23 protein-coding genes and 5 pseudogenes are annotated in these 26,175 nt (G+C 72.0%); 17 read left to right on the top strand and 11 right to left on the bottom strand.

Going from position 1 to position 26,175, the window contains the following annotated elements; all coding sequences use genetic code 11:
- Nucleotides 1–6: 6 nt before the first annotated feature.
- Both ACFPL3_RS39080 and ACFPL3_RS39075 read right to left on the bottom strand, forming a co-directional pair.
- Nucleotides 7–273: a helix-turn-helix domain-containing protein gene (locus ACFPL3_RS39080; protein ID WP_379590745.1), complete on the bottom strand. Its 267-nt coding sequence runs from the start codon at nucleotides 271–273 to the stop codon at nucleotides 7–9.
- A 1,295-nt stretch (nucleotides 274–1,568) separates the two neighbouring features.
- On the bottom strand, nucleotides 1,569–2,741 hold the full coding sequence (locus ACFPL3_RS39075) for an AAA family ATPase (RefSeq protein ID WP_379590728.1): 1,173 nt from the start codon (nucleotides 2,739–2,741) through the stop codon (nucleotides 1,569–1,571).
- A gap of 208 nt (nucleotides 2,742–2,949) precedes the next feature.
- Between ACFPL3_RS39075 and ACFPL3_RS39070 the strand changes: the two genes are divergently transcribed.
- From ACFPL3_RS39070 to ACFPL3_RS39050, 5 genes are all read left to right on the top strand, one after another.
- Nucleotides 2,950–3,270 carry a WhiB family transcriptional regulator gene (locus ACFPL3_RS39070; RefSeq protein WP_343942442.1) on the top strand — a complete coding sequence of 107 codons (321 nt, stop codon included), beginning with the start codon at nucleotides 2,950–2,952 and terminating at the stop codon, nucleotides 3,268–3,270.
- A gap of 30 nt (nucleotides 3,271–3,300) precedes the next feature.
- Nucleotides 3,301–4,170, top strand: coding sequence for a MerR family transcriptional regulator (locus tag ACFPL3_RS39065; RefSeq protein ID WP_343942443.1), 870 nt, complete (start codon nucleotides 3,301–3,303; stop codon nucleotides 4,168–4,170).
- Between the two features lie 135 nt (nucleotides 4,171–4,305).
- Nucleotides 4,306–4,917 carry a class A beta-lactamase gene (gene bla / locus ACFPL3_RS39060; RefSeq protein WP_379590743.1) on the top strand — a complete coding sequence of 204 codons (612 nt, stop codon included), beginning with the start codon at nucleotides 4,306–4,308 and terminating at the stop codon, nucleotides 4,915–4,917.
- A 26-nt stretch (nucleotides 4,918–4,943) separates the two neighbouring features.
- Nucleotides 4,944–5,822 carry an alpha/beta fold hydrolase gene (locus ACFPL3_RS39055; protein ID WP_343942444.1) on the top strand — a complete coding sequence of 293 codons (879 nt, stop codon included), beginning with the start codon at nucleotides 4,944–4,946 and terminating at the stop codon, nucleotides 5,820–5,822.
- A 43-nt stretch (nucleotides 5,823–5,865) separates the two neighbouring features.
- The gene (locus ACFPL3_RS39050; protein ID WP_343942445.1) at nucleotides 5,866–6,252 is read left to right on the top strand and encodes an LLM class flavin-dependent oxidoreductase; all 387 of its coding nucleotides are present in this window, start codon (nucleotides 5,866–5,868) and stop codon (nucleotides 6,250–6,252) included.
- A gap of 26 nt (nucleotides 6,253–6,278) precedes the next feature.
- Here ACFPL3_RS39050 and ACFPL3_RS39045 read toward each other — a convergent pair whose 3' ends face one another.
- A complete protein-coding gene (locus ACFPL3_RS39045) occupies nucleotides 6,279–6,797 on the bottom strand; it encodes a MarR family winged helix-turn-helix transcriptional regulator (RefSeq protein ID WP_343942446.1) in 519 nt (172 codons plus the stop codon).
- Nucleotides 6,798–6,888: 91 nt separating this feature from the next.
- Between ACFPL3_RS39045 and ACFPL3_RS39040 the strand changes: the two genes are divergently transcribed.
- The 5 genes from ACFPL3_RS39040 (at nucleotide 6,889) to ACFPL3_RS39020 (ending at nucleotide 12,032) form a co-directional block, all read left to right on the top strand.
- Nucleotides 6,889–7,860 (top strand): aldo/keto reductase, encoded by a 972-nt coding sequence (locus tag ACFPL3_RS39040; protein ID WP_343942447.1) that lies wholly within the window; start codon nucleotides 6,889–6,891, stop codon nucleotides 7,858–7,860.
- Nucleotides 7,861–7,986: 126 nt separating this feature from the next.
- Nucleotides 7,987–9,117, top strand: coding sequence for a Gfo/Idh/MocA family protein (locus ACFPL3_RS39035; protein ID WP_379590724.1), 1,131 nt, complete (start codon nucleotides 7,987–7,989; stop codon nucleotides 9,115–9,117).
- 179 nt (nucleotides 9,118–9,296) lie between these two features.
- Nucleotides 9,297–10,019, top strand: coding sequence for an alpha/beta fold hydrolase (locus ACFPL3_RS39030; RefSeq protein WP_343942449.1), 723 nt, complete (start codon nucleotides 9,297–9,299; stop codon nucleotides 10,017–10,019).
- 168 nt (nucleotides 10,020–10,187) lie between these two features.
- The gene (locus ACFPL3_RS39025; protein WP_343942450.1) at nucleotides 10,188–11,330 is read left to right on the top strand and encodes a Gfo/Idh/MocA family protein; all 1,143 of its coding nucleotides are present in this window, start codon (nucleotides 10,188–10,190) and stop codon (nucleotides 11,328–11,330) included.
- Between the two features lie 180 nt (nucleotides 11,331–11,510).
- Nucleotides 11,511–12,032, top strand: coding sequence for an alcohol dehydrogenase catalytic domain-containing protein (locus ACFPL3_RS39020; protein WP_343942451.1), 522 nt, complete (start codon nucleotides 11,511–11,513; stop codon nucleotides 12,030–12,032).
- Nucleotides 12,033–12,088: 56 nt separating this feature from the next.
- Here ACFPL3_RS39020 and ACFPL3_RS39015 read toward each other — a convergent pair whose 3' ends face one another.
- The 4 genes and pseudogenes from ACFPL3_RS39015 to ACFPL3_RS39000 all read right to left on the bottom strand — a co-directional run bounded on the left by ACFPL3_RS39015 (nucleotide 12,089) and on the right by ACFPL3_RS39000 (nucleotide 15,600).
- A complete protein-coding gene (locus tag ACFPL3_RS39015; RefSeq protein WP_343942452.1) occupies nucleotides 12,089–12,421 on the bottom strand; it encodes a YkvA family protein in 333 nt (110 codons plus the stop codon).
- Between the two features lie 316 nt (nucleotides 12,422–12,737).
- Nucleotides 12,738–13,643, bottom strand: a complete 906-nt coding sequence (locus ACFPL3_RS39010; protein ID WP_379590721.1) for an NADP-dependent oxidoreductase — start codon at nucleotides 13,641–13,643, stop codon at nucleotides 12,738–12,740.
- A complete protein-coding gene (locus tag ACFPL3_RS39005) occupies nucleotides 13,640–14,542 on the bottom strand; it encodes an LLM class flavin-dependent oxidoreductase (RefSeq protein ID WP_343942454.1) in 903 nt (300 codons plus the stop codon). The genes ACFPL3_RS39010 and ACFPL3_RS39005 overlap by 4 nt, the downstream gene beginning before the upstream one ends.
- A 3-nt stretch (nucleotides 14,543–14,545) precedes the next feature.
- Nucleotides 14,546–15,600: pseudogene (locus ACFPL3_RS39000) on the bottom strand (TIGR03619 family F420-dependent LLM class oxidoreductase).
- Nucleotides 15,601–15,780: 180 nt separating this feature from the next.
- Here ACFPL3_RS39000 and ACFPL3_RS38995 point away from each other — a divergent pair.
- The 4 genes and pseudogenes from ACFPL3_RS38995 to ACFPL3_RS38980 form a co-directional block, all read left to right on the top strand.
- Entirely contained in the window at nucleotides 15,781–16,698 is a 918-nt protein-coding gene (locus ACFPL3_RS38995; protein ID WP_343942456.1) for a CPBP family intramembrane glutamic endopeptidase, read from the top strand.
- On the top strand, nucleotides 16,695–19,403 hold the full coding sequence (locus tag ACFPL3_RS38990; protein WP_343942457.1) for an AAA family ATPase: 2,709 nt from the start codon (nucleotides 16,695–16,697) through the stop codon (nucleotides 19,401–19,403). Before ACFPL3_RS38995 ends, ACFPL3_RS38990 begins: the two co-directional genes overlap by 4 nt.
- Before the next feature lie 544 nt (nucleotides 19,404–19,947).
- Nucleotides 19,948–20,157: pseudogene (locus ACFPL3_RS38985) on the top strand (family 1 glycosylhydrolase); the annotation flags it as partial.
- A 103-nt stretch (nucleotides 20,158–20,260) separates the two neighbouring features.
- Nucleotides 20,261–20,443: pseudogene (locus ACFPL3_RS38980) on the top strand (family 1 glycosylhydrolase); the annotation flags it as partial.
- 32 nt (nucleotides 20,444–20,475) lie between these two features.
- Here the strand turns inward: ACFPL3_RS38980 and ACFPL3_RS42125 are convergent.
- The 3 genes and pseudogenes from ACFPL3_RS42125 to ACFPL3_RS38960 form a co-directional block, all read right to left on the bottom strand.
- The gene (locus ACFPL3_RS42125; protein ID WP_465269450.1) at nucleotides 20,476–21,132 is read right to left on the bottom strand and encodes an HAD-IC family P-type ATPase; all 657 of its coding nucleotides are present in this window, start codon (nucleotides 21,130–21,132) and stop codon (nucleotides 20,476–20,478) included.
- A 113-nt stretch (nucleotides 21,133–21,245) separates the two neighbouring features.
- Nucleotides 21,246–21,761, bottom strand: a pseudogene (locus ACFPL3_RS38965) (P-type ATPase actuator domain-containing protein); the annotation flags it as partial.
- The gene (locus tag ACFPL3_RS38960) at nucleotides 21,722–22,270 is read right to left on the bottom strand and encodes a cation-transporting P-type ATPase (RefSeq protein WP_343942460.1); all 549 of its coding nucleotides are present in this window, start codon (nucleotides 22,268–22,270) and stop codon (nucleotides 21,722–21,724) included. The pseudogene ACFPL3_RS38965 and the gene ACFPL3_RS38960, both read right to left, overlap by 40 nt.
- A gap of 237 nt (nucleotides 22,271–22,507) precedes the next feature.
- Here ACFPL3_RS38960 and ACFPL3_RS38955 point away from each other — a divergent pair, with 237 nt between their 5' ends.
- Genes ACFPL3_RS38955 through ACFPL3_RS38945 form a run of 3 tightly spaced genes read left to right on the top strand, consistent with a single transcriptional unit; the run spans nucleotide 22,508 to nucleotide 25,907 of the window.
- Nucleotides 22,508–25,201, top strand: coding sequence for a cation-translocating P-type ATPase (locus ACFPL3_RS38955; RefSeq protein ID WP_379590718.1), 2,694 nt, complete (start codon nucleotides 22,508–22,510; stop codon nucleotides 25,199–25,201).
- Nucleotides 25,198–25,644: a CBS domain-containing protein gene (locus ACFPL3_RS38950; RefSeq protein WP_343942463.1), complete on the top strand. Its 447-nt coding sequence runs from the start codon at nucleotides 25,198–25,200 to the stop codon at nucleotides 25,642–25,644. Before ACFPL3_RS38955 ends, ACFPL3_RS38950 begins: the two co-directional genes overlap by 4 nt.
- Complete coding sequence (locus ACFPL3_RS38945; protein WP_343942464.1) at nucleotides 25,641–25,907, top strand: DUF1876 domain-containing protein; 267 nt, start codon at nucleotides 25,641–25,643, stop codon at nucleotides 25,905–25,907. The genes ACFPL3_RS38950 and ACFPL3_RS38945 overlap by 4 nt, the downstream gene beginning before the upstream one ends.
- A gap of 21 nt (nucleotides 25,908–25,928) precedes the next feature.
- Here ACFPL3_RS38945 and ACFPL3_RS38940 read toward each other — a convergent pair.
- Nucleotides 25,929–26,175: pseudogene (locus ACFPL3_RS38940) on the bottom strand (zinc-binding alcohol dehydrogenase family protein); the annotation flags it as partial.

Here is a 26,175-nt window from a genome sequence, read left to right as displayed (position 1 = left end):
GGACGGTCAAGGGAGCTGCAGTTCCCGCAGCTGTCGACGGGAGGTGATGCTCAGCTTGCGGAAGATGCTGCGCAGGTGGGCCTCGATGGTGCGCGGGCTCAGGAACAGCTGCGCGCCGACCTCCCGGGAGGTCGCCCCGGTGGCCACCAGTCGCGCGATCGTCAGCTCCTGCGCGGTGAGCTCATCCGACGGCTGGACGGATCGGCTGCGTGGGTGCTCGCCGGTGGCGCGCAGTTCGCGGGCGGCGCGCGCGGCGAACGCTTCCGCGCCCATGTCCGTCAGCAGCTGGTGGGCGGTGCGGAGCTGCTGGCGGGCGGCCTGGCGGCGGCCCCGCCTGCGCAGCCACTCGCCGTAGACGAGATGTGCGCGGGCCAGCTGGGTGACCATCCGGCTTTCCCGGAGCCGCTCGATCGCCTCGCGGTAGTGCTCCTCGGCGACCGGGCCGGTGCTGGCCAGTGCCCGTGAGCGCGCTGCCAGCCCGAGCCCCCACGGGGTGCCGCTGGCCAGCGCCCGTGAGCTGAGCTGGTCCAGCGCATCGGCCGCGCGCTCCGGTTTGCCGGTGCGGCATGCGGCTTCGATGAGTTCGGAGTGGGCCAGGTTGCTGTGCGTCAGCTCGTCGGACTCGAATGCCCGCTCCGCCGCGGCCAGAGCCGCTGGGTAGTCGCCCAGCCCGTTGTGCAGGACCGCCATGGCGTACTGCGCCAGTGCGTCCTCGGTGCCGCGCCCGCGTCCGGCAGCTTCCCGGACGAGGGTCGCGTGGATCTCGGTGCTCTCGTCCGAGCGACCGCGCCAGGCAGCCAGGATGAGCTGGGCGTGGAGCAACGGCACGGTTCTGGTCGCGGCCGCGATCGCGGTCTGCTCGGCGGCCCGGGAGAACTCGCCGGAGAGCACCAGCATGACGGACTGGACGAGGAGTGCTGCGGGGAGCGTGGCCAACGCGCCGGCCTCACGGGCCAACCGGACATGACTGGCGGCCAGCGCGTGGACCATCTCGTCGTCGAAGAGCGACATCGCGCTTCGGCTGGCCAGCCACAGCCAGCGGCGGTTGGCGCTGTCGTTCACGCCATGAGCGTCTCGCTCGTCGTGGGCGAAGGCGTCCAACGCCCGCCGCAGCCCCGGCACCCCTGCCGCGTAACCCCGCGTGAACGTCGTCACCAGCCCGTCGAGCAAGAGATCCGCCGGCCTCGGCGACTCCGGTGATGCGGGCGCGGCCCGGGCGGCTTCGGCCACCGCTCGCACGCCGCCGCCGGGGCCGAGGCCGGTGACGATCGCCGCATCTAGCGCGTCCAGGTAGGTCTCCCGGGACAGCGCCGGGTCCAGTGGGGCGAGGCTCCTGGCGGCGCCCAGCAGCATCCGCGGGCCGTCGCCGCCCCTCGCCAGGTGGAAGGCGATCTGGGCGCGCAGCAGCTCGAGGCGGGCCTGCGCCACGGCGTCCAACGGCCCGGTCGCCGCGACCGTCAGCAGCTCGCGCGCGGCCTCGGACGCACCGGCCTCGTGCTTGGCATGCGCAGCCTCCAGGGCCCGACCCGCCCGGACGGCCGGCTCGGGGGTCAGCTCGGCCGCACGCTTCAGGAACGCCGCCGCGGCGGCCGGTCCGCCACGGGCGCGGGCCCGTCCGGCCGAACGCTCCAGCTCAGCGGCGACCTCCTCGTCGGTGCCCACCATCGCCTGCGCCCGGTGCCAGGCGCGGCGGTCGGGGTCGACCTGCGGGTCGGTGACGGCGGCCAGTGCGCCGTGCGCTCGGCGCTGGTCGGGCGGTGTGGCCGCCCGGTAGACCGCGGAGCGCACGAGCGGGTGCCGGAACCGCACCCGGGTGTCGAGCTCCAGCAGCCCGGCGGCCTCCGCCGGCGCGGCCGCCTCCGGGGCGATCCCGAGCTCCGCGGCCGCGCGCCACAGCAACGCCGCATCGCCGGTCGGCTCGGCCGCGGCCACCACCAGCAGCAGCTGCGAATCGGGCGGCAGGCTGCCCGCGCGAGCAGGAAACCGTCCTCCACCCGGCGCGCAACGCTCACCACGTCGGACAGCTCGAAGCCGCCCGCGAGCTGCACCTCCGGCGCACCCCGGGGTAGCTCCAACAACGCCAACGGATTGCCGCGCGCCTCGGCCACGATCCGGTCGCGCACCACATCGTCCAGCGGTGCGCGCACCGCGGTGGCCAGCAGCGCCCGGGCGTCGGACTCCCCCAGCCCCGCCAGGCGCAGCTCCGGCAGTCCGGCGAACGCATCGACCTCGGTCACGCCGGGGTCGCGCAGCGCGAACACCAGCACCACCCGCTCGGCCGCCACCCGCCGGGCCACGAACGCCAGGACCTGCGCGGACGCCTGATCCAGCCACTGCGCATCATCCACCACACACAGCAACGGCCCGTCCTCGGCCACCTCGGCCAGCAGGCTCAGCACGGCCAGCCCGACCAGGAACCGGTCCGGCGCAGCACCCCCGCGCATCCCGAACGCCACCCCGAGGGCGGCCTGCTGCGGCTCGGGCAGCTCCGCCGCCCGCGCCAGCATCGGTGCGCACAACTGGTGCAGGCCCGCGAACGCGAACTCCGCCTCGGCCTCCACCCCGGCCGCGTCCTCGACCCGGAAACCGGCCGCCACGGCCGACCCACGCACGTGCTGCAACAGGGCGGTCTTGCCGATGCCGGCCTCCCCGCACACCACCAGCACCCCGCTGTCGCCGCCCTCGGCCCGGGCCAGCAGCTGCTCGAGCGCCGCGTGCTCGGCGCGCCGTCCCACGAGCATCGCCTGGTCCTCCCCTGGCGCCGGCACTGGGCCGATCACGGTAATTGTCACCGACGCGAAGCCCGCGGGCGCGACCGGGTCGTCGAGATGCTGGTCTCCCCGCGCCGGTGTCGAGGACGGGATCAGGGACTTCCACCGACGTGGACAGGGCGCCGTCCTCGCGAGTCTGACACCCGACAGCAGAACGACCGGGGAGCGAGCAACCGCCATGATCAGCACCGAGCCCGTCACCGTTGTCGTACGTACCGGCCGGGCCGGGCAGTACGCCGACTGGCAAGTCGACCCCGAGTTCCCGCCGTCGTGGCACCGGCAGGTCCTCTACCGCGCGGTCGACACCGAGGTGTTCTTCCCCGCCGACGCAGAGTGCCCCCCGCAACGGCTGCGCCGCGAGCGGATCTCGAAGGCGATCTGCGCCGCTTGCCCGGTCCGCCGGCAGTGCGCCGTCCACGCCATGGCCCACCGGGAGCTGCGCGGCGTGTGGGGCGGGCTGTCGGAGGCCGACCGCCAGCGCCGGCTCGCGCACGCCTGACGGCACGAACGACACGTGGAGGGAACAGCTGTGGCCTGGAGTACCCGCGAACTCGCCGACCTCGCCGGCACCTCCGTACGGGCGGTGCGGCACTACCACAACGTCGGCCTGCTGGAGGAGCCACGGCGTCGGGCCAACGGATACAAGCAGTACGGCGTCGCGCACCTCGTCCGCGTCCTGCGGATCAAGCGCCTCGCCGATCTCGGTCTCACCCTGCCGCAGATCGCCGAACTGGGCGACGCGGACCAGCACCCCCGGGAAGCGCTCCGCGGGCTCGACGCCCACCTCGCCCGGACCCTCGACCGGCTGCAGCACGTCCGCACCGAGATCCAGGAGATCCTCCAGCAGGCCGCACCCACCGACCTCCCGCCCGCACTCGCCGGGATGGTCCGGGACGTCGACCTGTCCGACGCCGACCGGGCCCTGCTGGTCGTGCTGACCAGGGTGCTCGACCTTGCGGTGGTCACCGACTTCGTCGACTCGCTGCGCGGCCTCCCACCGAGCCCCGCGGCGACCGCGTTCGACCTGCTTCCCGCCGACGCCGACGACACCACCCGCCACGAGCTCGCGATCAGGCTGCTCCCCCGGAGCCGGACCCTGCGCGTGATGCTCCCCCGCCTGCGCAGCGCAACCGCCGGCCTGAGCGCCGCCGCCACCCGGACGGTCGACGAGGCCGTGCGCGACCTCTACAACCCCTCCCAGTTCGACGTCCTGCGCCGAGTCGGGCTCCTGCTCCGCTCGCGTCCCGGCCCGGTCCGGACTCCGCGGGTCGGTGGCACGCGGGGCAGCGATCGCGTCACGGCCGCCACGCCGGTCGGATCGACCGTGCCGCATCAGCACGGTGTGCACTCCGGCGCGATCACTGCAGTCCTCTCGTCGAGCACCCCCGGAAGGCCATGAACCAGCAACGCATCACCCGACGCAGCGTGCTCACCGCGACCCTGGGCGCAGCCCTGACCGGTTGCGGGATCGCCGCGGCGCCCACGACCGCTCCCGCTCCCCCGGCACCGCCGTCCGCCGCTCCGCCGCCCCGCGCTGCTGGACCGGCTCGTCCGCTACGGCCCCGAGGAGTTGCTGGAGTACGCCCCGGTGACGACGCAGAACGTGGCGACCGGCATGACCGTCGCCGACCTGTGCCTGGCCGCTCTCACCGTCAGCGACAACACGGCGGCGAACCTGCTCCTCGAACTCCTCGGCGGACCGGCCGCCGTGACCGCGTTCGCCCGCGGCCTCGGCGACGCGCCCACCCGCTTCGACCGCTCCGAGCCCGAGCTCAACGTCTCCGCCGGCCCGGACAACGAGCGCGACGCCACCACACCGGCCGCCATCGTGGGGAGCATCCGAGCGGTGACCCTCGGTGACGACCTCCAGCCGGCCGGACGCGAGCAGCTCACCGCCTGGCTCGTCGCGAACACCACCGGCGACGCCACCATGCGGGCCGGGGTGCCGGCCAGGTGGGTGGTCGGGGACAAGACCGGGACCGGAGAACAGGGCGAGCGCAACGACGTCGGGATCGTGCTGCCACCGGACCGCGCGCCGCTGGTCCTCGCCGTCTACACCGACCCCGACGACCCGGACTCCACGGCCGGCAACGCCACCATCGCCGAAGCGACCGCGATCGCCGTCCGCCGGCTCGTCGGCCAATAGCAGACACGCAACCTCGGAAGGACACCATGGGACACGTCATCGTCGGGAACGAGAACAGCACGCCGATCGAGCTGTACTACGAGGATCACGGTGCAGGTCAGCCGGTCGTCCTCATCCACGGGTATCCGCTGAACGGTCACAGCTGGGAGCGCCAGACGCGCGAGCTGCTCGCCGCGGGGTACCGCGTCATCACCTACGACCGTCGCGGCTTCGGGCGGTCGTCGAAGGTCGGCACCGGCTACGACTACGACACCTTCGCTGCCGACCTGAACGCCCTGCTGGAGGCCCTCGACCTGCGCGACGTCGTCCTCGTCGGGTTCTCGATGGGCACCGGCGAGCTCGCCCGCTACGTCGCCAGGTATGGCCACCAGCGGGTCGCGAAGCTCGCCTTCCTGGCCTCCCTGGAGCCGTTCCTCGTCGCCCGGGACGACAATCCCGAGGGCGTGCCCCAGGAGGTCTTCGACGGGATCGAGGCCACGGCCAAGGGGGACCGCTACGCCTGGTACGAGCAGTTCTTCTCCGACTTCTACAACCTCGACAACAACCTCGGCCCTCGCATCAGCCAGGAGGCGGTCAGCGCCAGCTGGAACGTCGCCGTCGCCAGCGCTCCCGTGGCCGCCCATGCCGTCGTCTCCTCGTGGATCGAGGACTTCCGCGCCGACGTCGACGCCGTCCGGGCCGCCGGTGTGCCGGCCCTGATCCTGCACGGCACCGCCGACCGGATCCTCCCCGTCGAGGCCACGGCCCGCCGCTTCCGCCGAGCCCTGCCCGAGGCGCAGTACGTGGAGATCGACGGCGCCCCGCACGGGCTGCTGTGGACCCACGCCGACGAGGTCAACGCCGCCCTGCGGGCCTTCCTGGGAGACCCGCTCCCCTCGGGCGTTCACCAGGAGGAGTCGCGATGACCACCGCCACCGTCGCGGTGGCCTGCGCAGACGTGGACGCCGCGTGACCTACGGGCACACGCTCGATTCCGGTGTCCGGCTGCCGATCAGCGGTGCCGACCCGGCGCTGCCGGTGCGATGGGCCCGCCTGGCCGAGGAGCTGGGTCTCGACCTCGTCGTCGTCCCCGACCGGCCGGCTCTCGCCGGCCCGGAGGCGTGGACGCCGCTGTCGTGGATCGCCGGTGTCACCGACGCGGTCCGACTCGCGACCGATGGGCACGACGGCACCGCCCGGAACCCGGAGCAGCGGGCCGAGCAGGTGGCCGAGATCGCGCTGCGCCACGGGACCTCCGATTTCATCATCGCCTCCGACGGACCCGGGCGCCCCCGAGATCTTCGGCAGGGAAGTCGCGCACGCGCCCGCGAGATCGTCGCCGCCGGGAGGGGGTGAGGCACGAACGACCCCGATCTCGATCGTCATGTGTCGGACGGGGCCGACGACGTGGGGCCGGGATCGAGCGGCCCTCGGCCGATGGCGGCGTCGACCGCGGTGCCGATGCGCTGCAGCGTCGCCAGCTCGTGGGGTTCGAGCAGGTCGATGAGGTACTCGCGGACCGCTGCGACGTGTCCCGGAGCCGCGGCGACGACCGCCTCGTAGCCCGCATCGGTCAGCGTCGAACTGGTGCGTCGACCGGAGCCGGGGAGCCGGGCCCGGCTGAGCAGTCCGCGCTTCTCCAGGCGTCCGACGACATGCGAGAGGCGGGACAGCGACGCCGACGTCCGCGCGGCCAGGTCGCTCATCTGCAGCGTGCGGTCCGGTTCCTCGGACAGCACCGAGAGCACCATGTACTCGAAGAACGTCAGGGCGGTCTCGCGGCGCATCCGCGCATCCAGGGCCGCGGGCAGGCTGATCATGATCGCGGAGTTGGCCCGCCATGCCGCCAGCTCCTCGCGGCTCAGCCATCGCGTCTCCGACGCCGCTGTGGTTCTCGCCATGCCCCCACCTTAGCGACTTGTTGACACTTCAAGTCGAGACGCGTAGATATTGAAGCGTCAAGTTCGTCGTGGATCGCGGAGAGGGCATCGAATGCACGTCACGTCGCTGGGAGCGCTCGAGGTCTCGCGCATCGGGTTCGGGGCCATGGGGATGTCGGCGTTCTACACCGGCGCCGGCCGTGGCGACGCCGAGTCGATCCGCACCATCCGTCGCGCGGTGGACCTCGGCGTCACGCATCTGGACACCGCGGAGGTCTACGGGCCCTACGTCAACGAGGAGCTGGTGGGTCGCGCGCTGAGAGGCCGCCGCGACGAGGTTGTACTCGCCACCAAGTTCGGCCTCGTCTCCCACACCGGCCGACCGGGCCCGGACAGCACGCCCGCCAACATCCGCGCGGCTGTCGACGGGTCGCTGCGGCGGCTCGGAACCGACCACATCGACCTCTACTACCAGCATCGGGTCGACCCGGACGTCCCGATCGAGGAGACGGTGGGGGCGTTGAGCGAGCTGGTGGCTGCGGGAAAGGTGCGCCACATCGGACTGTCGGAGGCGGCTGCAGCGACGATCCGCCGCGCTCATGCCGTTCATCCGGTGGCCGCCGTCCAGACCGAGTACTCGCTGTGGACCCGCGACCCCGAGGTCGACGTGTTGCCCACGCTGCGTGAGCTGGGGATCGGTCTGGTTCCCTATGCGCCGCTCGGGCACGGATTCCTCACCGGTCGCATCCGCTCCCTCGACGGCCTGGATGCCGCCGACTGGCGCCGTACGAATCCTCGGTTCATCGGCGACAACCTCACGCGCAACCTCCGCATCGTCGACGAGGTACGCGAGGTCGCGGTCGACGTCGGGGCCGCGCCCGCACAGGTCGCTCTGGCCTGGCTGCTCGCACAGGGCGCCGGCATCGCGCCCATTCCGGGCACCACGCGTGTCGACCGGCTCGAAGAGAACAGCGCCGCCGACGGCATCCGACTCGCCGCCGAGCAGATCGCCCGGCTGGACGATCTGACGCCCGCGTCCGGTGATCGCCATGCCGCACCGGACATGGCCGCCATCGACCGCTGAGAATGTGTTTGAGAAGCCCTCATGTGGGCCGCAGGCTCCGATGATCCAGCAGGTCCCGGCCGCTCTGGGCGGCCCGCTTCGCGCTTCTCAAACACATTCTGAGGAACCGGACGGCACGGAACGTCCGTGCCGGATCGCAGACGAAGGAATGGAGTTCACAGCATGTCGAGCAATGTGATTCGAGTCGGCATCATCGGTGCGGACACGAAGGCGAGCTGGGCGGGGGCGTCGCACATCCCCGCGCTGGTTGCGCAGCCGCAGTTCGCACTGGCGGCCGTGGCGACACGGCACGAGGAGAGCGCCCGCAGCGCAGCCGGGGCCTTCGGCGCGCAACGGTGGTATGCCGACCCGCTCGAGCTCGTCCACGATCCGTCGATCGATCTGGTCACCGTGGCCGTGAAGGTCCCGGCCCACCGCGAGCTCGTGCTCGCAGCCCTCGCGGCCGGCAAGGCCGTGTACTCGGAGTCACCGCTGGGCGCGACCGTCGCGGAGACGGAGGAGATGGCCGACGCGGCCGGCTCGCTGCACACGGCGATCGGTCTGCAGGGCAGGCTCAACCCCTCGGTACGCCGCGCGGCGGAGATCGTCGCGGAGGGTCGGCTCGGGCGCGTGCTGTCGGCGCGGGTCGCCGCGACGACGTTCGGGAACGGCCCGGAGTCGGTGAGCGCGTACGAGTACTTCGACAAGGCGGCCGCGGGTGCCGGATTCCTGCCGATCGCGGCGGGCCACGTCCTGGATGTCGTCGAGGCGGTTCTCGGGGACATCACCGAGATCGATGCGCGCACGGAGCTCCTCTGGCCGCAGGTGAAGCTGGTGGACACGGGCGCGATCTCCCTCCGGGAAGTCCCGGATCACCTCGACGCCATCGCCAAGACCTCGTCGGGCGCCCCGGTCGGGGTGCAGATCCTGGCGGGCGTGCCCGCGCCCGACGCCCACTTCAGCCTGGAAATCCGCGGATCGGACGGCTGGCTGAAGCTGACCGGAAATCACCCCGCGGGTGTTCAGGTCGGCGACCTCGTGCTGTCATCGAACCTGGGCTTCACCGCACCGGACAGCCCCGCCGCCACCGGCACCGGCCCGACCGCCGCCGAGATCTGGAACGGTGCATCCATCAATGTGGGCGAGGTGTACGCCAGCCTGGCGCGCGACATCGTGAACGGCACCCACCACACCCCGGGATTCGGGCACGCCGTCCACAACAGCCGCCTGATCGCCCGAGTCGAACAGGCCGCGAGAACCGGTCATCGACAGTCGTGACCGATATGGCGACTGATGCGGAGCGCGGGCAGCCGACGTAGGTTCGGGCATGCCGGAGGGCCGCGCCGGCCCATAACCCCGATCGCTCACGTGCGGGCGCAACGAATGGCGACGCCGTTACCGCCTGACTCGGCCGACCGGCCATTCAGCCACGACAACAATCAATTGGAGAATCCGAAATGCCTGCAGTCCTCGTCCATGGCGTACCTGATACCCACCGGATTTGGGACACCGTCCGTCCCCATCTTCAACGCGAAGATATTGTGACGATCGATCTCCCCGGGTTTGGCGTACCCCTACCAGCGGGATTCACGTCGACGAAAGAAGAGTATCTCGATTGGCTTGTCAGGAAGATCGAAGAAATCGGCGAACCCGTCGACCTGGTCGGTCATGATTGGGGGTCTCTGCTCACGGGCCGTCTCGCGTCTATCCGACCAGATCTGGTGCGGACCTGGACAGGCATCAGCGGGCCAATCGATCCGGAGTATCCGTGGCACTATCTTGCCAAGATCTGGCAAACGCCAGGCGAGGGCGAGCAATGGATGGCGGACCTCGACCTCGAGGCGTTCGCAGCAAGCCTCAACGAGGCGCAGATGCCGCGCGACGCGGCAAACGAATCGGTCCGGCATCTCGATGTCACTATGAGAGCAAGCATTCTCGCCCTTTACCGTTCGGCGATCGAGGTCGGGGCGGAGTGGAAGCCAGGTTTGAGCAACGTGACCGCACCAGCGCTAGTGATCTGGGGCCTGGACGATCCGTTCCTTCCTCACCGCTTCGCCGACGAGCTCGGTAATGCCACACGCGCACGTGCCGTCTTCAAGCTGCGCAGCTCGCACTGGCCGATGATAGAGCGTCCGGCCGATGTCGCGCGCGAACTCGAGGCCCACTGGGCTCACATGTAAAACCTGCGCTTGGGTCACTCGGGCTCCAACCCCGCGGCCGCTACGCGAACGGCAATAATTGATCGCTCGCCATGGTGAGCCCGAGTGCCCACGCATTTGTCCGGAAACGGATCATCGTGACGCAGCCCGGAGAGCGGTGCCGCGGCTGCACAAGGCAGGAGCATCCTGATGACGAATTCAGCAAATACCCGGATCGGCGTCGGCCTTATCGGGGCCAGTGCCGATCGGGGTTGGGGCGGAATTGCTCACGTCCCGGCGCTGCAGGCGCTCGACGCGTACCAGATCCGCGCCGTCAGTACGACTCGTATGGAGAGCGCGAACGCGACCGCTCGTCGACTGGGCGCCGATCTCGCCTTTGACACACATGAGGCTCTGGTCGTGCGACCGGAGGTCGACCTGGTGGTGGTTGCGGTCAAGGTGCCGGAGCACAAGCAGATTGTGTCCGACGCGCTGGCCGCGGGCAAGATGGTTTATTGCGAATGGCCGCTCGCAAGAAACCTATCGGAGGCCGAAGCGGTGGAGGGGTTTGCCCGCGAGCGGCGGCTGCGGACGGTTGTCGGGTTGCAGGGCGGACTGCACCCGCCGATCCTCTTCCTTCGCGACCTCATCGCGCAAGGCGTGATCGGCAAGCCGCTCAGCACGAGCATCCGAGCGCATTTGACCGACGACATGTGGGTCGGCCGATATGACCCGTCGGTCGAGTACATGGCTCACGCAAAGCATGGCGCCACGCTTCTGAGCATCATGCTAGGCCACGGGCTCGAACCGCTTGCGCGCGTGCTCGGCACGTTCGAGAGTCTGTCCGCCGTCGTCGCCAATCAGCGCGGTGACGGCGTCCGCCTCTCCGATGGCGCGTCGCTGCCGAAGGACGCGCCGGATGAGATCGTCGTCGCCGGCGTTCTCGAAGGCGGGATCGTCACTTCGCTGCACTACAGTGCCGGGCAGTCTGCCGGCTCGGCGATGGTATGGGAGATCCAGGGCACCGAGGGCAGTGTGCGTGTGGAGTCGGCGTCGGGCTACATCCATTTCACCGATTTCACCATCACGCTGCGCCGCGGCAGCGAGCCTGTCCAAGTGCTACAGGTCCCCCCCGCTTATGCGGCTCCCGACCTGCAACTCGATGCACCCGCAGCGGGGGTCGCCCGCCTCTACGCCCAGTTCGCCGCCGACCTCCGCGACGGAACCGCCGATGCGCCGGATTTCGCGGTCGCACTCGATCGCCACCGGGTACTCGAGGCGATCACACGGGCCGCTGAAACAGGTCATCGGCAGCATCTGTCCCACCCCGACCGGATGAACGCCAATCTTTGAACCCGGGAGCGGCACTGCCGCAGGACCCGAGGAGATGGCGATCCGCGAGCTAATCCTGACTTGATCACACAGAGCTGACCCACACCGCGTGCCGGCCCATAACCCCGATCCAGGAGTGCTGATGATCTGTGTCCTCTTTCACCACGGCGCCGGCGCCGCTCGGCGGGAGGCTCACGACGTATGACCACGTCCGCACGGGCCGCGGTTCTCGAGACGCAGGACGGACCGTTCGAATTCCGCGACATTGAAATCGAGGACCCTCGACCCGACGAGGTCCTCGTCCGCGTGGTCGCGACCGGAATATGCGCGACCGACGCTCACGTGCGGGCGCAACGAATGGCGACGCCGTTACCGGTGGTGCTGGGGCACGAGGGCGCGGGAGTCGTCGAGCGTGTGGGGGCCGCCGTCACCACCGTCGAGCCTGGTGACCACGTCGTCCTCTCCTACCACTCGTGTGGCCGCTGCAAGGCCATGATCGACGCCGGCCGACTCACGCTCGGCCAGTCGCTGCAGGGCATCATCCAGGGAGATGCTGTCTCGTCGCTGCTGATCAACGATCTTGCCCAGCTCTATCGAGCGGGCCGGTTCCCGATCGACCGGCTGCTGTCCTTCTACGACTTCTCCGACATCAACACCGCGTTCGAGGACGCGGGCTCCGGTCGCGCCACCAAGGCGATCCTTCGATTCACGGCACCGGGATAGCCCACCCTGCAGCGTCGACGGGCCGCCGACGGCCTCCCTCGGAAGACGAGGCGGAATCAGGCCGAGTCGCGGTCGCCGTGGAGGGTTCGCCGACCCAGTCGCCCCAGGTCTACCCCGCCATCGCTGAGGATGCGGTGCGCCTTCACCAACTTGTAGACGAACAGCACCACCGCGACGGTAACGCCGGCGTCGTCGACCAGCCCGAGCGGACCGAGGACCGCCTCCGGCACGACGTCGATGGGCAAGACGAGGTAGACCGCCGCGGCGCCCATGGCTATCAGGCCACGCGGCGGGATGCGGTAGCGCCACATCACGTACCCGAGCACCATGACGACGAGCAACCCGAGTACACCGACGATCAGCAGGGTGGTGCGCAGCCAGTCGGGCATGGCCCCAGTCTGCCGAGTCCTCGGGCACTCCGCCGGATGCCGGGAACGGTTCCCCGAAACAAGCGAGCTGCTCACCTTCCTCCGCCGAGGCCCAGCCCGGTCTGCCTGCCGTCCGATCCGAGGCGCACCCGTTGACTGCCGACCGGCGTTCTATTCCGCCGGCGGAATCATGATCAGGTAGACGTGGGGGCTGTCAGATCTTCCCGCGACAGCCCTCAAGTCTATGTGATCATGCTCCGAGCCGCGTTCAGCGGAACGCACCCGCCATGATCAGCGGAAGTGGTGCGGGCGCGGCAAGACCGTCGTCCTGACACCGCTACGGAATCAGCAGCAGCTTCCCCCCGGTGTGCCCGGCTTCCAACATCCGGTGGGCCTCGGCCGCCTGGTGCAGCGGGAAGGTGCGGCCGATCCGGGTACGCCATTCACCCGCGGCGATGCGCTCCAGCGCCTCCCGCACGGGGCGGCTGTCCCGGTTCCCGGGGTGTCCCGCGCTGAAGGTGACGCCCCGGGCGGCCGCAGCCGGATCCGCCAGGGTGACGACGCGCCCGGCTCCGCCGCGCAGTTCGATGAGCGTCGACACGAGTCCCTTCCCCGCGGTGTCGAGTGCTGCGTCGATCGGGCCGGGCGCGACCGCACGCACGCGGTCCGCGAGGTGGTCGCCGTACTCGACGGCGGTCGCCCCGAGGCTTTCCACGTACTCGAGGCTGGAACGTCCACAGATCCCGATCACGGTGAGTCCCTGCAGGCGTGCGAACTGCACGGCTGCGCCGCCGAGGGCTCCACTCGCCCCGGTGATCACGATGGTCTCACCGGGGCTCGGCCGCAGGAGCGCGAGGCCCCGCGCGGCGTTGTCTGCGCCGATGACGGTCGCGGCCGCGTCCTCGAAGGTCACCCCGTCGGGGATGGTCGTGTAGTTGCTGCTGAGAGTGAACTCGGCGTAGGAGCCCTGGCTGAAGCTGTCGGGCCACCCGGCGACGCGCGCACCGACCTCGACGCCGGTGACGTCGTCGCCGATCGCCGCGACGGTGCCGGCAAACTCGAACCCGATGATCGCCGGGGCCGGCAGGCCGAAGCCGCCGGACCGTGCGATGAGTTCGGCGGGGTTCAGTCCCGCTGCGCGGACCTCGACCAACGTCTGGCCGGGCCCCGGCACCGGGGGGTCCACCTGGGCTTCGTGGAGCACATCGGCCGCGCCGAAGGATGTGATGACCGCTGCTCTCATAACTGCTGTTCTCCCTGGTCCGTCCGTTGTCCGGCGTTGATCTCCGCGCCCTGGTCCGGTCGCCCGGCGGCGACGTCCCGGCGCACCTGCGGTGCGGTCTCGTCGGCGAATCGGGTCAGCACGTCGACGTCGTCGGTCGCGACGATGAAGGTGGAGAACCCGTGCTCGACGGCGAGCTCGGCGAGCAACTCCGCGGGTTCGTCGCCGAGCACGTTGAGCAGCCGGTGGATGTCGCGGGGGTCCCGGCCCGCGCCGGCGGCCGACTCGTCGATCCTCGCGTGGTCGTCGGCGATCGAGCCTCGTCGAAGGTTGGGCAGGCCCGGGAGCCAGCCGTCGCCGGTGCGGCCGATCAGTCGCAACATCCGAGGTTTGTACGCGCCCAGCCAGATCGGGATCGGATGGGCGGGCGCGGGGCCCCGTGCCGCTCCGGCAACGGGGTAGAACGCCCCTCCGTGCAGCGGTGCGCGAACTTGCGCTGCCCAGAGCCCTCGCATGAGGTCGATCGCCTCGTCGAGTGCCTCGACCGCATCTCCCGGACCGAGCCGTCGTCGCCCCATGGCGGCGATCGCGTCCCAGAACACGCCCGCTCCGAGGCCCAGCTCGAATCGCCCACCCGAGAGCAGATCCAGCGACGCCGCCGCACGCGCCGCGACGAGCGGGTCGCGCATCGGAAGGCTCAGCACGTTCGGCGACAGATGGATGCGCGTGGTGGCGGCGGCGACGTAGGACAGCAACGTCCACGTGTCGAGGAACCGGCGCTGGTAGGGGTGGTCCTGGAAGGTGACGAGGTCGTATCCGAGTCGTTCGGTGAGCTGCGCGAGCCGGACCGGGACCTGCGGTTGCCCGTTCGTGGGGGTGATGAACGCGCCGAAGCGCAGCGGGTGGCCGTAGTCGGTCATGGTTCAGTCGCGCCGGGATCCACCGCGGGCGGCGTCGAGAACCCGGCCGACCAGCTCCACCGCGGCGTCGCCGACCTCGTCCTTGTCAATGAAGTCGACGAAGACGTCCGCGACGTCGGTCTCGGCGGCCACGCGACGCAGCACCCGGCCGATGTGTGCGGGGTCGTCGTCGGCAGCGACGTTGTAGCGCAGCGCAGCCCCGATGGCGTCGGCCGGGCGGCCCGCGGCCACCGCGGCATCCCCCAGCCGCTGCCACGGCCGGTTGACCACGGCGTCGAGTTGATCGACCGTGTCCGGCAGCAGGACCGGCAGGAAGCCGTCGGCACGCTCGGCCGCCCGCTGCATCGGACGCCGACCCGACCCGCCCAGGTAGATCGGGATGCCGTGGGGTTTGACCTGCACGTGCGACGGCATGATGGTCCCGGTGCGCCCCTCGTGTGCCACCGGGTCGTCGTGCCACCAGGCGGCCAGGACGTCGCGGCACTCGTCGAGCCGTGCCCCGCGCTCCTCCCAGGGCACCCCACCGCGGCGTACTCGTCGGGGCTCCACCCGATGCCCAGCCCGAGCACGAGCCGCCCGCCACTGACCTGGTCGAGGGTCAACGTCTGGCGGGCCAGCAAGGGCGGCGGGTACCACGGCGCGTTGATGGTGCTGGTGCCCAGTAGGACGTGGGAGGTGACCGCGGCCGCCACGCCCAGGAGGGTGAGCGGGTCGTGGCTCGCGCGCATGACGGCCGGTACGTGGTCGAGGTCGCCGTAGTTGACCGTTGGGTTCACGGGGGCGAGCAGCCGGTCGCCGACCCACAGGCTCTCCGCCCCGTGCTCCTCGGCGCTCGCCGCGAACCTCACGACCTGGTCGATCTGCGCCGCCCCTCGTCCGAACTGTGGGAGGACGAATCCGATCCGCACTGCGTTGCTCCTCAGCTGTCGTCGTGGCGCCGTGGAGGCGTTGACGCCGCGGTTCCGCGCGTCTCGAACAGCCCCGATCTCTTCGTACCGGCTTCCCGTCGCGAGTGAATCAGGGAGCGGATCCGTCGCCGCCACCCGACGGAACTTCATGGAGACCCTTGACCCTGCCCCAAGGGCACACTGTGTGCTCCCTTCCGCGCGTACACCGTGCCGCGTTCGACGTAGGTCGCCCCGTCGACGGAAGATCTCGAGAAGGTTCCCATGCACAGGCCAGTTTCCGGTCGTCCTCGTTCCGCTGCGGCCGGGCCGTCGCACTCCACGGGCGACGCCGTGACCCGGCCCATCACCACGGCGGTCAACGGCACGCGGCCCTTCGGCGCGCATCTGCGGATGAGCTGGTGGAAGCCACTGGTGCTGCTCGCGACGCTGCCGGTGTGCCTGATCGGCTCCCAGGTGCTGGCCTGGTCGGTCGTCGGGGCCATCGAGGGTTCCGACGATCCGTTCTCCTCCGAGTTCACACCCCTGAAGTCCCTGGCCGCCAATCTCTCCATCGGGGCGACGGGCGTGGTAGCGGTTCTGCTGCTCGCGTGGATGACCCGGGTCCCGTGGCGGACGCTCCTCAGCCCCCTGCGAAGGTTCGACCGACGACGACTCGCCGACTACTCGGCCGTCGCGGCGGTCCTGGTGTCCGCCGGCCTCGGGACCGTGGCCGTGGTCGCGCCCCAAGCCACCGGGTGGACCGGATTCGCGATCACCGACACCACCGTCGCGCTGCTGGCCGTCACCCTGATCACCATCCCGATCCAGGCAACCGGCGAAGAGCTGATGTACCGCAGCGTCCTCCTCCCCGCGACGGCGAGTTGGGTACGCGCCGTGCGCCCGGCCCTGGCCGTCGGCCTCGTCGTGTCCTCGCTGGCGTTCGCCGCCTTGCACGGCTCGACGGACGCCTGGTTGGCCGGGTACATCGCCCTGATCGCCCTCAGCACCGGTCTGATGGCCATCATCAGCGGGGGCGTCGAGGCACCGATCGCCTTCCACGTCGTCAACAACGTGCTGGCCGGCATCGGCAACAACGTCATGACCGGGGGCGGCACCTCGGCCGTCGACCGTTCCACCGAGACCGGCGGCCCACCGTTGCTCATTCTCGGCGCGGTCAACGTCGCCATGGTGGTGGTGGTCTGGCTACACGAGAAGCGGCGCCGAGCCGTCCCTCCGCACCGCGAGTTGAGTGGTGAGTGGACGCGATGAGGGCGACCGGTGTTCCGGCTCGGCTCGTCGGACGACAGGCGGAGATCGATGCCGTGACCGTGGTGCTCGACCGAGCCCGCCGTGGCACCGGTGGCGCCCTGGTGCTCTGGGGTGAGCCGGGCATCGGCAAGACCGCACTGCTCGACCACGTCACCGCAGCGTCTCCCGACATCGCCGCGTGGGCGGTACAGCCCGCACGGTGCGAGTCCGGGACCCCCTTCGCCGGCCTGTACACGCTGCTCCGGCCGGTCGAGCACCTGATCGCGACCCTTCCGGTGCCCCAGGCGGCCGCGTTGCGGGGCGTGCTCGCGGGCGAGGCCACCGGACCGGGCCGGTTGCTCAGCGCCGTGGCGGTCCTGTCCCTGTTGTCGGCGCCGGCCGTCGACGGTCCGCTCCTGATCGTCGTGGACGACGCACACCGGCTCGACGCGGAGACCGCGTTCGTCCTCGGATTCGTCGCCCGGCGGGTGCGGACCGACCCTGTGGTGGTCCTGATCGCCGGCCACGACACGCCCGCCGGCGGACCGTGGGAGGGGGTCGATCCGCTCGCAGTGGGTCCGCTCGCCGACCACGACGCCGCCCAACTGCTCGCCGCCGCCCACCCCGGCCTCGACGCCACCGCGGTCACCCGCGCGGTCGCCGCAGGTGGGGGCAACCCGCTGGCACTGCACGAGCTGCCGACACGGTTCGACGATCTTGCCGGCACGGTGCCCGTGGGGCCCCGGCTGCGGAAGGCCTTCGCCGAGCGCCTGCAGACCATGCAGCCCCCGGCACGCGAGCTCGTCGTGCTCCTGGCCGCGGCTCGTGCCGACGGTGACCAGCTCACGCTCGCACGGGCAGCACATTCCCGCGACGCCGAGGAGCCGGTCTGGGAGGAGACGCTCCGGTCGGGGCTGCTCGCCGGGACACCCGACCGGCCCGCGCTACGGCACCCGGTGGTCCGGGCCGCTGTCTACGCGAGCGCCTCCCCGTCCGAGCGCAGGACCGGCCATCGAACCCTGGCCGCCGCGCTTCCCCCGGGCAGTCGCGGGCATGTCTGGCACCGGGCGGCGACCGTTCCCGACGTCGACGAGGAGATCGCCGGGCTGCTCGAGCAGACGGTGCCCTCGGGCGCCGGCGCCGTACCGATCCTGCGGCGGGCCGCCGAGCTCTCCGCCGACCCGGCCGCTGCGACCCGCAGGCTCGCCGGCGCGGCCGTGGCCGCCTGGCACGGCGGGGACGCCACGATGGCGCACCGGTTACTGGCCGACGCCGCGAGCCTGACCGACGAGGTCCAGGCCACCCGCGCCAGCCGCGGCCTGCGCGGGGTACTCGAACTCGCCGAGGGGTCTCTGGAACGGGCCCACCGATCGCTCAGTCGCGACATCGCCGAGTTCGACGGTCCACGCACGAGAGTGGAGCTGGGCGCCGCTGCCCTGCACGCGGGATGGTCCGCGGCCCGCGACGACCTCGTCGGCGAGACACTCACTCGTCTCGCGGGGCTGACGACTCCCGGACTGCCCGACATCCTCCCGATCGTCCGGACGTGGTGGGGACCGGCGACGGACTCGGCCCGGGCCGAGTCGTCGGCCGATCTCGGTGCCGTCGATCTCGGTGACGTCATGGCGCACATCTCCCGGGTGGAGTCGCAGCTGCTCCCGACGTCGCCGCTCGGACTGGTGTGGGGCCTCGACGAGCCACTCGCCGATGCCGTGCACGCCCTTGCCCGCAGGCACCGCCGTCACGCCGATGGCACCTCGCTCGCTGCGGCGCTGGCTCGGATCGCGCGACTCGACATCGCCGCGGGCCGCTGGGCCGCCGCGGAGGACGCCGCGGCCGAGGGGCTCGCGTCGGCCGAGCGGATCGGCGCCGAGCACATCGCCGCGGAGTGCCGGAACTGCCTCGGATGGCTCGCCGCCGTCCGCGGTGACGGCCGCAGCGTCGGCCAGCTGACCGTTCGGACCCTGCAGCTGGCCGCGCCGCGCCGCGACCGTGCGGTCATCGCCTCGGCCCACTGGAACCGTGGCATGGCCGCTCTGGCGGCCGGTCGCGCCGATGCCGCCCTCGACCTGCTCGCCCGCCTGGACGAGCACGGGCACGAGGCAGCGCATTCGACCGTCGCGCTGCTGGCCAGCCTGGACACGATCGAGGCCGCCGTGCACGCGCGGCGGCCGGAGATCGGCCGGCGCCGCGCCGAGGCGCTCGACGCCTGGGTACGGCGCACCGACGCGCACTGGGCGAGATTCACCGCTCACCTGGCACGCGCACTGCTGGACGAACCCGCCGCCGAACGGTCCTACCGGGCGGCGCTGGACGTGCCCGGCGCGTCCCGGCGCCCGTTCGATCACGCACGTGCCCGCCTGCTCTACGGCGAGTGGTTGCGGCGACAGCGGCGGCGCCAGGACGCCCGCCGGCATCTCGACGCCGCGGCCGAGACCTTCCACGCCCTGGGAGCGCGCCCGATGCTCGAGCGGGCCCGGCGCGAGCAGCGCCTCACGAAGGCGCCCGCACGCCGTGCCACTGCCGCCGGCACGGGCCTGGCAACGCTGACCGCACAGGAACGCCGGGTGGCCCAGCTCGCCGCCGGCGATCTGACCAACCGGGAGATCGGGGCCCGTATGCGGATCAGCGACCGCACCGTCGGGCATCACCTGTCCCACGTGTTCGCCAAGCTCGGGCTCCGCTCCCGGCGCGACCTCGCGGCCATGCTCGGGCGCGACGGATAGCACAACCGATGCCTCCCACGACGGACCTTCCTACCGTGGCCTCGGCGACGACGAAAGGCCATCAGATGCCGAAGCCCACCCCATCACCGGATGCCCTCCACCAGCACCACGGCGGCACGTACGACGCAGGGACACGGCGGGACGAACACACCTCGGGCAGGTCGTCGACTCCTGGCTCGCCGATCACGCCGTCCTCCCGGGTCTGGTGCTGCACGCGCGCCGTGCTCCCGGCTGGGCAGCACCGGGCAGCTTCGCGCGGCACATCGGGTTCGTCCTCGGGCACCATCGGAGGATCGAGCGCGTCGCGCTCGCCGTCGGTGGTCGCGTCCCCGCCGTGCTCGCGCCCGCCGGTCGGCTGTGATCTGACCGACGTCCTCAGGCCCGCGCTGGCCCGGCCGCAGTTCACCAGCCTCCGCTGGGTGGATTGCCAGGAACGCGCAGCGGGGTCGTTCTGACGAGCCGGCCGGGCAGCGAGGGCGTTTCGCATTCACCTGGCTCGCGACCCGTCAGATCAACCGGCAGGCACGCGTCGCAGGGGTTCCTCATGAGCGTCGAGCGCAGGTTCCCGGACGGATTCCGGTGGGGAGTCGCCACGTCCGCCTACCAGGTGGAAGGAGCCTGGGACGAGGACGGCAAAGACCCCTCGATCCGGAACACGTTCTCCCACACGCCGGGCAACGTGCGGAACGACGACAACGGGGACGTCGCCAACGACCGCTACCACCGCTACGTCGAGGACGTCGCCCTGATGAAGAGGCTCAACGCGAACGCGTACCGGTTCTCGATCGCCTGGCCGCGGATCTTCCCCCGACGGGACCGGCAAGCCGAACCCGCAAGGACTCGACTTCTACCACCGGCTGGTCGACAAGCTCCTCGACGCCGGCGTCGAACCGTTCGCCACGCTGTACCACTGGGACCTGCCCCAGGCGCCGCAGGACAGCTACGGCGGCCGGCAGGGCGAGGAGACCGCACTCGCGTTCGCCGAGCACGCCGGCCACGTCGTCGCAGGGCTCGGCGACCGCGTGCGGCACTACTTCACGATCAACGAGTTCGCCACGTTCGTCGAAGGCGGCTACCAGGGACTCGAGGTGCCGGTCGGTGGCGGGAAGACCGTGCACCTCGGCGCAGCCCCCCGGGCTCGCCCTGTGATGCCCAGGTCCCGACCGATCGCCGCGGCCGTGGCCGCGTGGTCACCAGTGATCATCTTGACGCTGATGCCCGCCCGGTGGCACTCCTCGATCGCCTCGACCACACCCGGGCGCGGCGGGTCGATCAGCGCGACGAGGCCCAACAGCTCGAGTCCGGCGGCGAGTGGCCCGTCGTCGGCCGCGACTCCGCCGGTGCGGGCCACCGCCAGCACGCGGAGCCCGTCGGCGGCGTACCGGCCGAGGACCTGGTGGGCGGCGGCGGACGCGTCGGCGTCGACGTGGGCGAGCAGGACCTCGGGCGCGCCCTTCACGTAGGTCACCGCACCCGCTGTAGGTGTGCTGGCCATGTACCCGCGCTGCGAGTCGAACGGGAGCACCGACCGCGGCGGGTGGTCGCGGAACAGCGCGGCGAGGTCGACTCCCTCGCGCTCGGCCGCCACCAGCAGCGCCCCGTCGGTCGGGTCGCCGAGCACGACGCGTTCGGCGCCTGCGCCGGCCAGGTGCGACTCGTTGGCCAGCGCCGCGGCGCGCAACAGCTCTCCGATCGCGGCACCGGGGTGCGCCGACGGCGCCCCGCGCACCCGTACCCCCCGCCGGGGGCGTACCCGACGCCGTCGAACTCGGCCTCGGCGCCGCCCGGCACCCAGGCGCGGCGAACCACCATCTCGTTGCACGTCAGCGTGCCGGTCTTGTCCGTGCAGATCACCGAGGTCGAGCCGAGCGTCTCCACGGCGGGCAGCTCGCGCACCACCGCGCGGCGCCGGGCCATCCGCTGCACCCCGACCGCCAGCGCGATCGTCACGATCGCAGGCAGGCCCTCCGGGATCGCGGCGACCGCCAAGGTGATCGCCGCCAGCACCGCGTCGGCGACCGGGTACCCCCGCAGCAGGGCAACCACGAGCAGCACCACGGCGACCACGCCGATCACCTTCGTGACCGCCGCGCCGAGCCGGCCGATGCTGCGGGTCAGCGGCGTCTGCGTGACCTCGACGCCGCCGACCAGCCCCGAGACGCGGCCGAGCGCCGTGCGGTCGCCGGTCTCCACCACGACGGCTTCGGCCGCCTCGGACGTCACCACGGTGCCGCCGTGCAACATCGAGCGCCGCTCGGCGAGCTCCGCGGCGGGGTCGACGGGGGCGTGGTCCTTGTCCACGGGGACCGACTCGCCGGTCAGCGCCGACTCGTCGGCACGCAGCCCGCGGGCCTCCACCACGCGCAGGTCGGCCGCCACCCGGACCCCGCCTCGACGGCGACCACGTCCCCCGGGACGAGGTGCTCGGCGGCCGTCTCCGTCCACCGGCCGTCGCGGCGCACCCGGGCCGGTTGCGACACCAGCCGGGCCAGCGCCTGGATCGCCCGGCCGGCGCGGTACTCCTGCACGAACCCGATCAGCGCGTTGAGCACCACGCCCCCGAGAACGACGGCGCCGTCGGGCACGTCCCCGAGCACGAACGCCACGCCGGCGGAGAGGAGCAGTGCGTAGATCAGCGGGCTGGCGACCTGGCGGGCGAGCACGGCCCAGGCAGAGGGGCCCTCCTGGCGGGTCAGCCGGTTCGGCCCGTACACGTCGAGCCAGCGGAAGGCCTCGTCGCCCGTGAGGCCGGCCCGGTCGGTCGACAACTGCGCGAGCGCGTCGTCGACCCCCACGGCGTGCCACCCCGGTTCGCTGCCGCGCCCCTCGTCGGCCGCGGGCTCCCCACCCGTCCGCTCCGCCGTCAACCCGAGCGCTCCCACAGCCGGCGTGGAAGCGGCGGAAGACCCCTTCCGAAATGGGCCGTTCCACCACGATCTTCCACGGGTGCGTCGCCGGCCCCGGTCACGGCACTCCGATGGCACAGCCCTCCGGCCCTGCCGACACCTGCCGGACGGCACGTTCCGAGTGCCCCGCTCCGGATCGACGATGGGCGGGCTCCGCGGCACAGCTGACCGAGCCACCGCGTTGGGCAGGAGGGTGAAATGACCATCGGCCCGACGGGCCCGGTGCGCTCGAGCCCTCCCGCGACAGCCGGGTTGAGCACCGCGGAGGCGCGGCGCCTGCTGACGGTGCACGGCCCGAACACGCTGCCCGCTCCACGGCCTGTCTCACCGGTGCTCATCCTGCTGCGCCAGATGACCCACTTCTTCGCCATGATGCTGTGGGTGGCCGCCGCACTCGCCGTCCTCGGCGGGATGCCCCAGCTCGGATCGGCCATCGCGGTCGTCGTGGTGGTGAACGGGGTGTTCGCCTTCGTCCAGGAGTACCGCGCCGATCGCGCCGGGCAACGGCTGCGCGACCTGCTCCCAGCGCAGGCCACCGTCGTACGCGACGGCGACCGCACGGTGATCGAGGCCGCGGACCTCGTCCCTGGCGACCTCGTGCTCCTCGGTGCGGGCGACCGGATCAGCGCCGACCTCACCCTCGAGCACGCAGACGGGCTCGCTGTCGACGAGTCGACCCTCACCGGCGAGAGCGTCCCCGTATCGGCGACATCCGGCGCGACCGCGTACGCGGGCACCTTCGTCACCCGGGGCGAGGCACGAGCTGTGGTCACGGCGACGGGGGCCGCAACAAGGCTCGCCGGGATCGCCGCGATGACCCGGGGCGCCCATCGGCCGCCGGGACCGCTCGCCGAGCGGCTCAACCAGGTGGTGCGTGTCATCGGCGTCGTCGCGGTGGTCGTGGGTTTCGTCTTCTTCGGCGTCGCACTGTGGCTCGGCATGGACCTGACGGCCGGCTTCCTGCTCGCGGTAGGTGTCACCGTGGCACTCGTCCCGGAGGGACTGCTGCCGACCGTGACGCTGTCGCTCGCCCGCGCCGCACACAGCATGGCCGCCCGCAATGCGCTCGTCCGGCGGCTCGAATCGGTCGAAACCCTGGGGTCGACCACCGTCATCTGCACCGACAAGACCGGGACGCTGACGGCGAACCAGATGTCGGTGGTGCGGGTCTGGGCGCCCGAAGGCGCAGCCACGATCCGGGGTTCCGGGTACGACCCGCGGGGGGAATTGACCCTCACGCGGGATGCCGGACGGGCGGTCCGGGATGTCGCGATCGCCGCAGCGCGCTGCGCCGAGGGCCGTGCCGTGCTGCGCGACGGCCGCTGGGCACCGCTGGGTGACCCGATGGAGGTCGCCCTGCACGTCCTGGCGCTGCGCTCCGGGATCGACGTGGGACGGGATGAGGCAGCACGCCCCGAGCGGCGGCGGGTTGCGTTCGACCCGGCTCGCCGCAGGACCCTGGTCGTCGTCGATGATCCGGGGGCTGAGGCGGTGCTCGTCACCGGTGCGCCGGACGCGGTGCTGCGGATCTGTGGGGGAACGGCCGCGCTCGACGAGGTCGAACGGATGGCCCGCAGCGGCCTGCGGGTCCTCGCGGTCGCGTCCGGGCCCCTCCCGGACGGGATCGAGCCGACTGGACCGGCGGAGGACCTGGAAGCCGGGCTGCACCTGCTCGGGCTCGTCGGGCTGCAGGACCCGCCTCGCGACGGCGTCATGGAGGCGGTGCACAGCTGCCGCGAGGCGCACATCGGGCTGCTGATGATCACGGGTGACCACCCGAGCACCGCCAGGGCGATCGCCGAGCAGGTGGGACTCGCGCTGCCGGCCAGCCCCGTTCTCGTCGCGGCGGACCTGCCGCCCGACGACGTCGACGGCGGGGCGGCGCTCGCCGCGGCCGTCGACGTCGACGGCGCCGTCGTGGCCAGAGCCACCCCGGAGGACAAGCTCCGTATCGCGCGGGCGCTGCGCAGCCGCGGGCACATCGTCGCGATGACAGGCGACGGGGTGAACGACGGACCGGCGCTGCGCGAGGCCGACATCGGCATCGCGATGGGCGCAAGCGGCACCGACGTGGCTCGCGAGGCAGCCGATCTGGTGCTGCTCGACGACCACTTCGCCACGATCGTCACCGCTGTCGAGTACGGGCGGGCCACCTTCGCCAACCTCCGCCGGTTCCTCACCTACCACCTGAGCGACAACGTGGCGGAGCTCGCGCCGTTCCTGCTGTGGGGACTCACTGCCGGCGCCGTCCCGCCGGCCCTCGGCGTGCTGCAGATCCTGGCCATAGACATCGGCACCGACATGCTCCCGGCCCTCGCGCTCGGCGCGGAACCGCCCAGCGCCTCCGCGCTGCGCGGGCCGGCCCGCACCGGCCGCCTCGTCGATGCACGCGTACTCGGGCGGGCGTTCGGCCTGCTCGGGCCGACCGAGGCGGCGGTGCAGCTCACGGCGTTCCTCACCGTGCTCTCCGTCGGTGGGTGGAGCTGGGGCGAAACCCCACCGGTCGCCCTGCTCGCCGCCGCCTCCGGCACCGCCTTCACCGTCGTCGTGGTCGGCCAGCTCGCGAACGCGTTCGCCTGCCGCAGCGAGACCCGGCCGGTCGGTCGCTGGTCGCTGCGGCGCAACAAGCTGCTGCTCGTCGCCGTCGCGTGCGAACTGGTGCTGCTCGGGCTGTTCCTCGCGGTGCCGCCGGTCGCCCGGCTACTGGGACACGCGCCGCCGACCCCGCTGGGCTGGGCCCTCGCCGCGCTCGCCGCGCCGGCCATCCTCCTGGTCGACGCCGCGCAGAAACGCATCTTCACCGCGCACCGAGCCGAGGACCGGAAGCCCTCCGGAACCCGAGCGGACGGCCCTGCCAGGGACGCGGCACGGCGCGGACGCTCTCACCCGTGACGACGTCGACCGTCGCGAACCTGATGATCCGCCGTGTGCTGACCACCCGACCCGCCATGCCGCTCGAGGAATTGGCCGGGGTGCTCACCGAGCACGGACTGATCGCGCTGCCCGTGCTCGACCCAGCCGACCGCCTCGTCGGGGTGGTGTCGGAACGTGACCTGTTCTCGAAGCCGGCTCGGCCTCTGCCGGGACGCCGGCGCTGGTGGCAGCACCACCGGGTCCACGAGGAGACCAGGCGCGCCGAGGGCGACACCGTGGGGCGCGTGATGACCGGCACCGTCGAGCAACCCAGCACCGCCGAAATCGGCGTGCGCCTCGTCAACCGCCTCAACGTCGTCGACGTCGCGTCTGCCCTCGAGTACCGGCTCGACGACGGCGGCACCGGAGGCCGAGCCCGGTCCGCCGCACACCGCACCACGACCGCGAGGAGCAACCGATGATCGCCGCCAAGCGCTGGAACGTCGTCGTCACCATCGACGAGCACGACGGGCACACCCGCGCCGCCGCTCGCATGCACACCCGCGACGGCGACCTCGTCGGGGTCGGCCTGGCCCGCTGCAACCCGGCGGAGCGCGACGTGCCCGAGATCGGCGACGAGATCGCCGTCGCCCGCGCCTTCGCCGACCTCTCCAACCACCTGCTCGCCTGCGCCGCAGCCGATGTCGGGGAGAACACCGATGAGCGCGGGGTGCGACGCGGCTGATCACCGGCCGGCCCCTGCGGCTCAGCGAACCAGCACGGCCGCGCCGACGAGCCGGTCCGCTGCGAGGTCCGTGAGCGCGGCGTCGGCGGCGGCGTCGGCGAGGGGCCGCGGCGACACCGTCGGCCGCACGCCCAGCGCCGCGGCGAGGCGCAGGAACTCCTCGCCGTCGGCGCGCGTGTTGGCCGTGACGCTGCGCAGCTGCTTCTCCCGGAACAGCTCCTCGCCGTACACCAGGCGCGGCACGTCGGTGAGGTGGATCCCGGCCACC

Origin of the sequence: Pseudonocardia zijingensis, assembly GCF_042657305.1 — a bacterium.
Taxonomy (GTDB): domain Bacteria; phylum Actinomycetota; class Actinomycetes; order Mycobacteriales; family Pseudonocardiaceae; genus Pseudonocardia; species Pseudonocardia zijingensis.
This window is presented reverse-complemented; position numbering and strand designations above follow the sequence as displayed.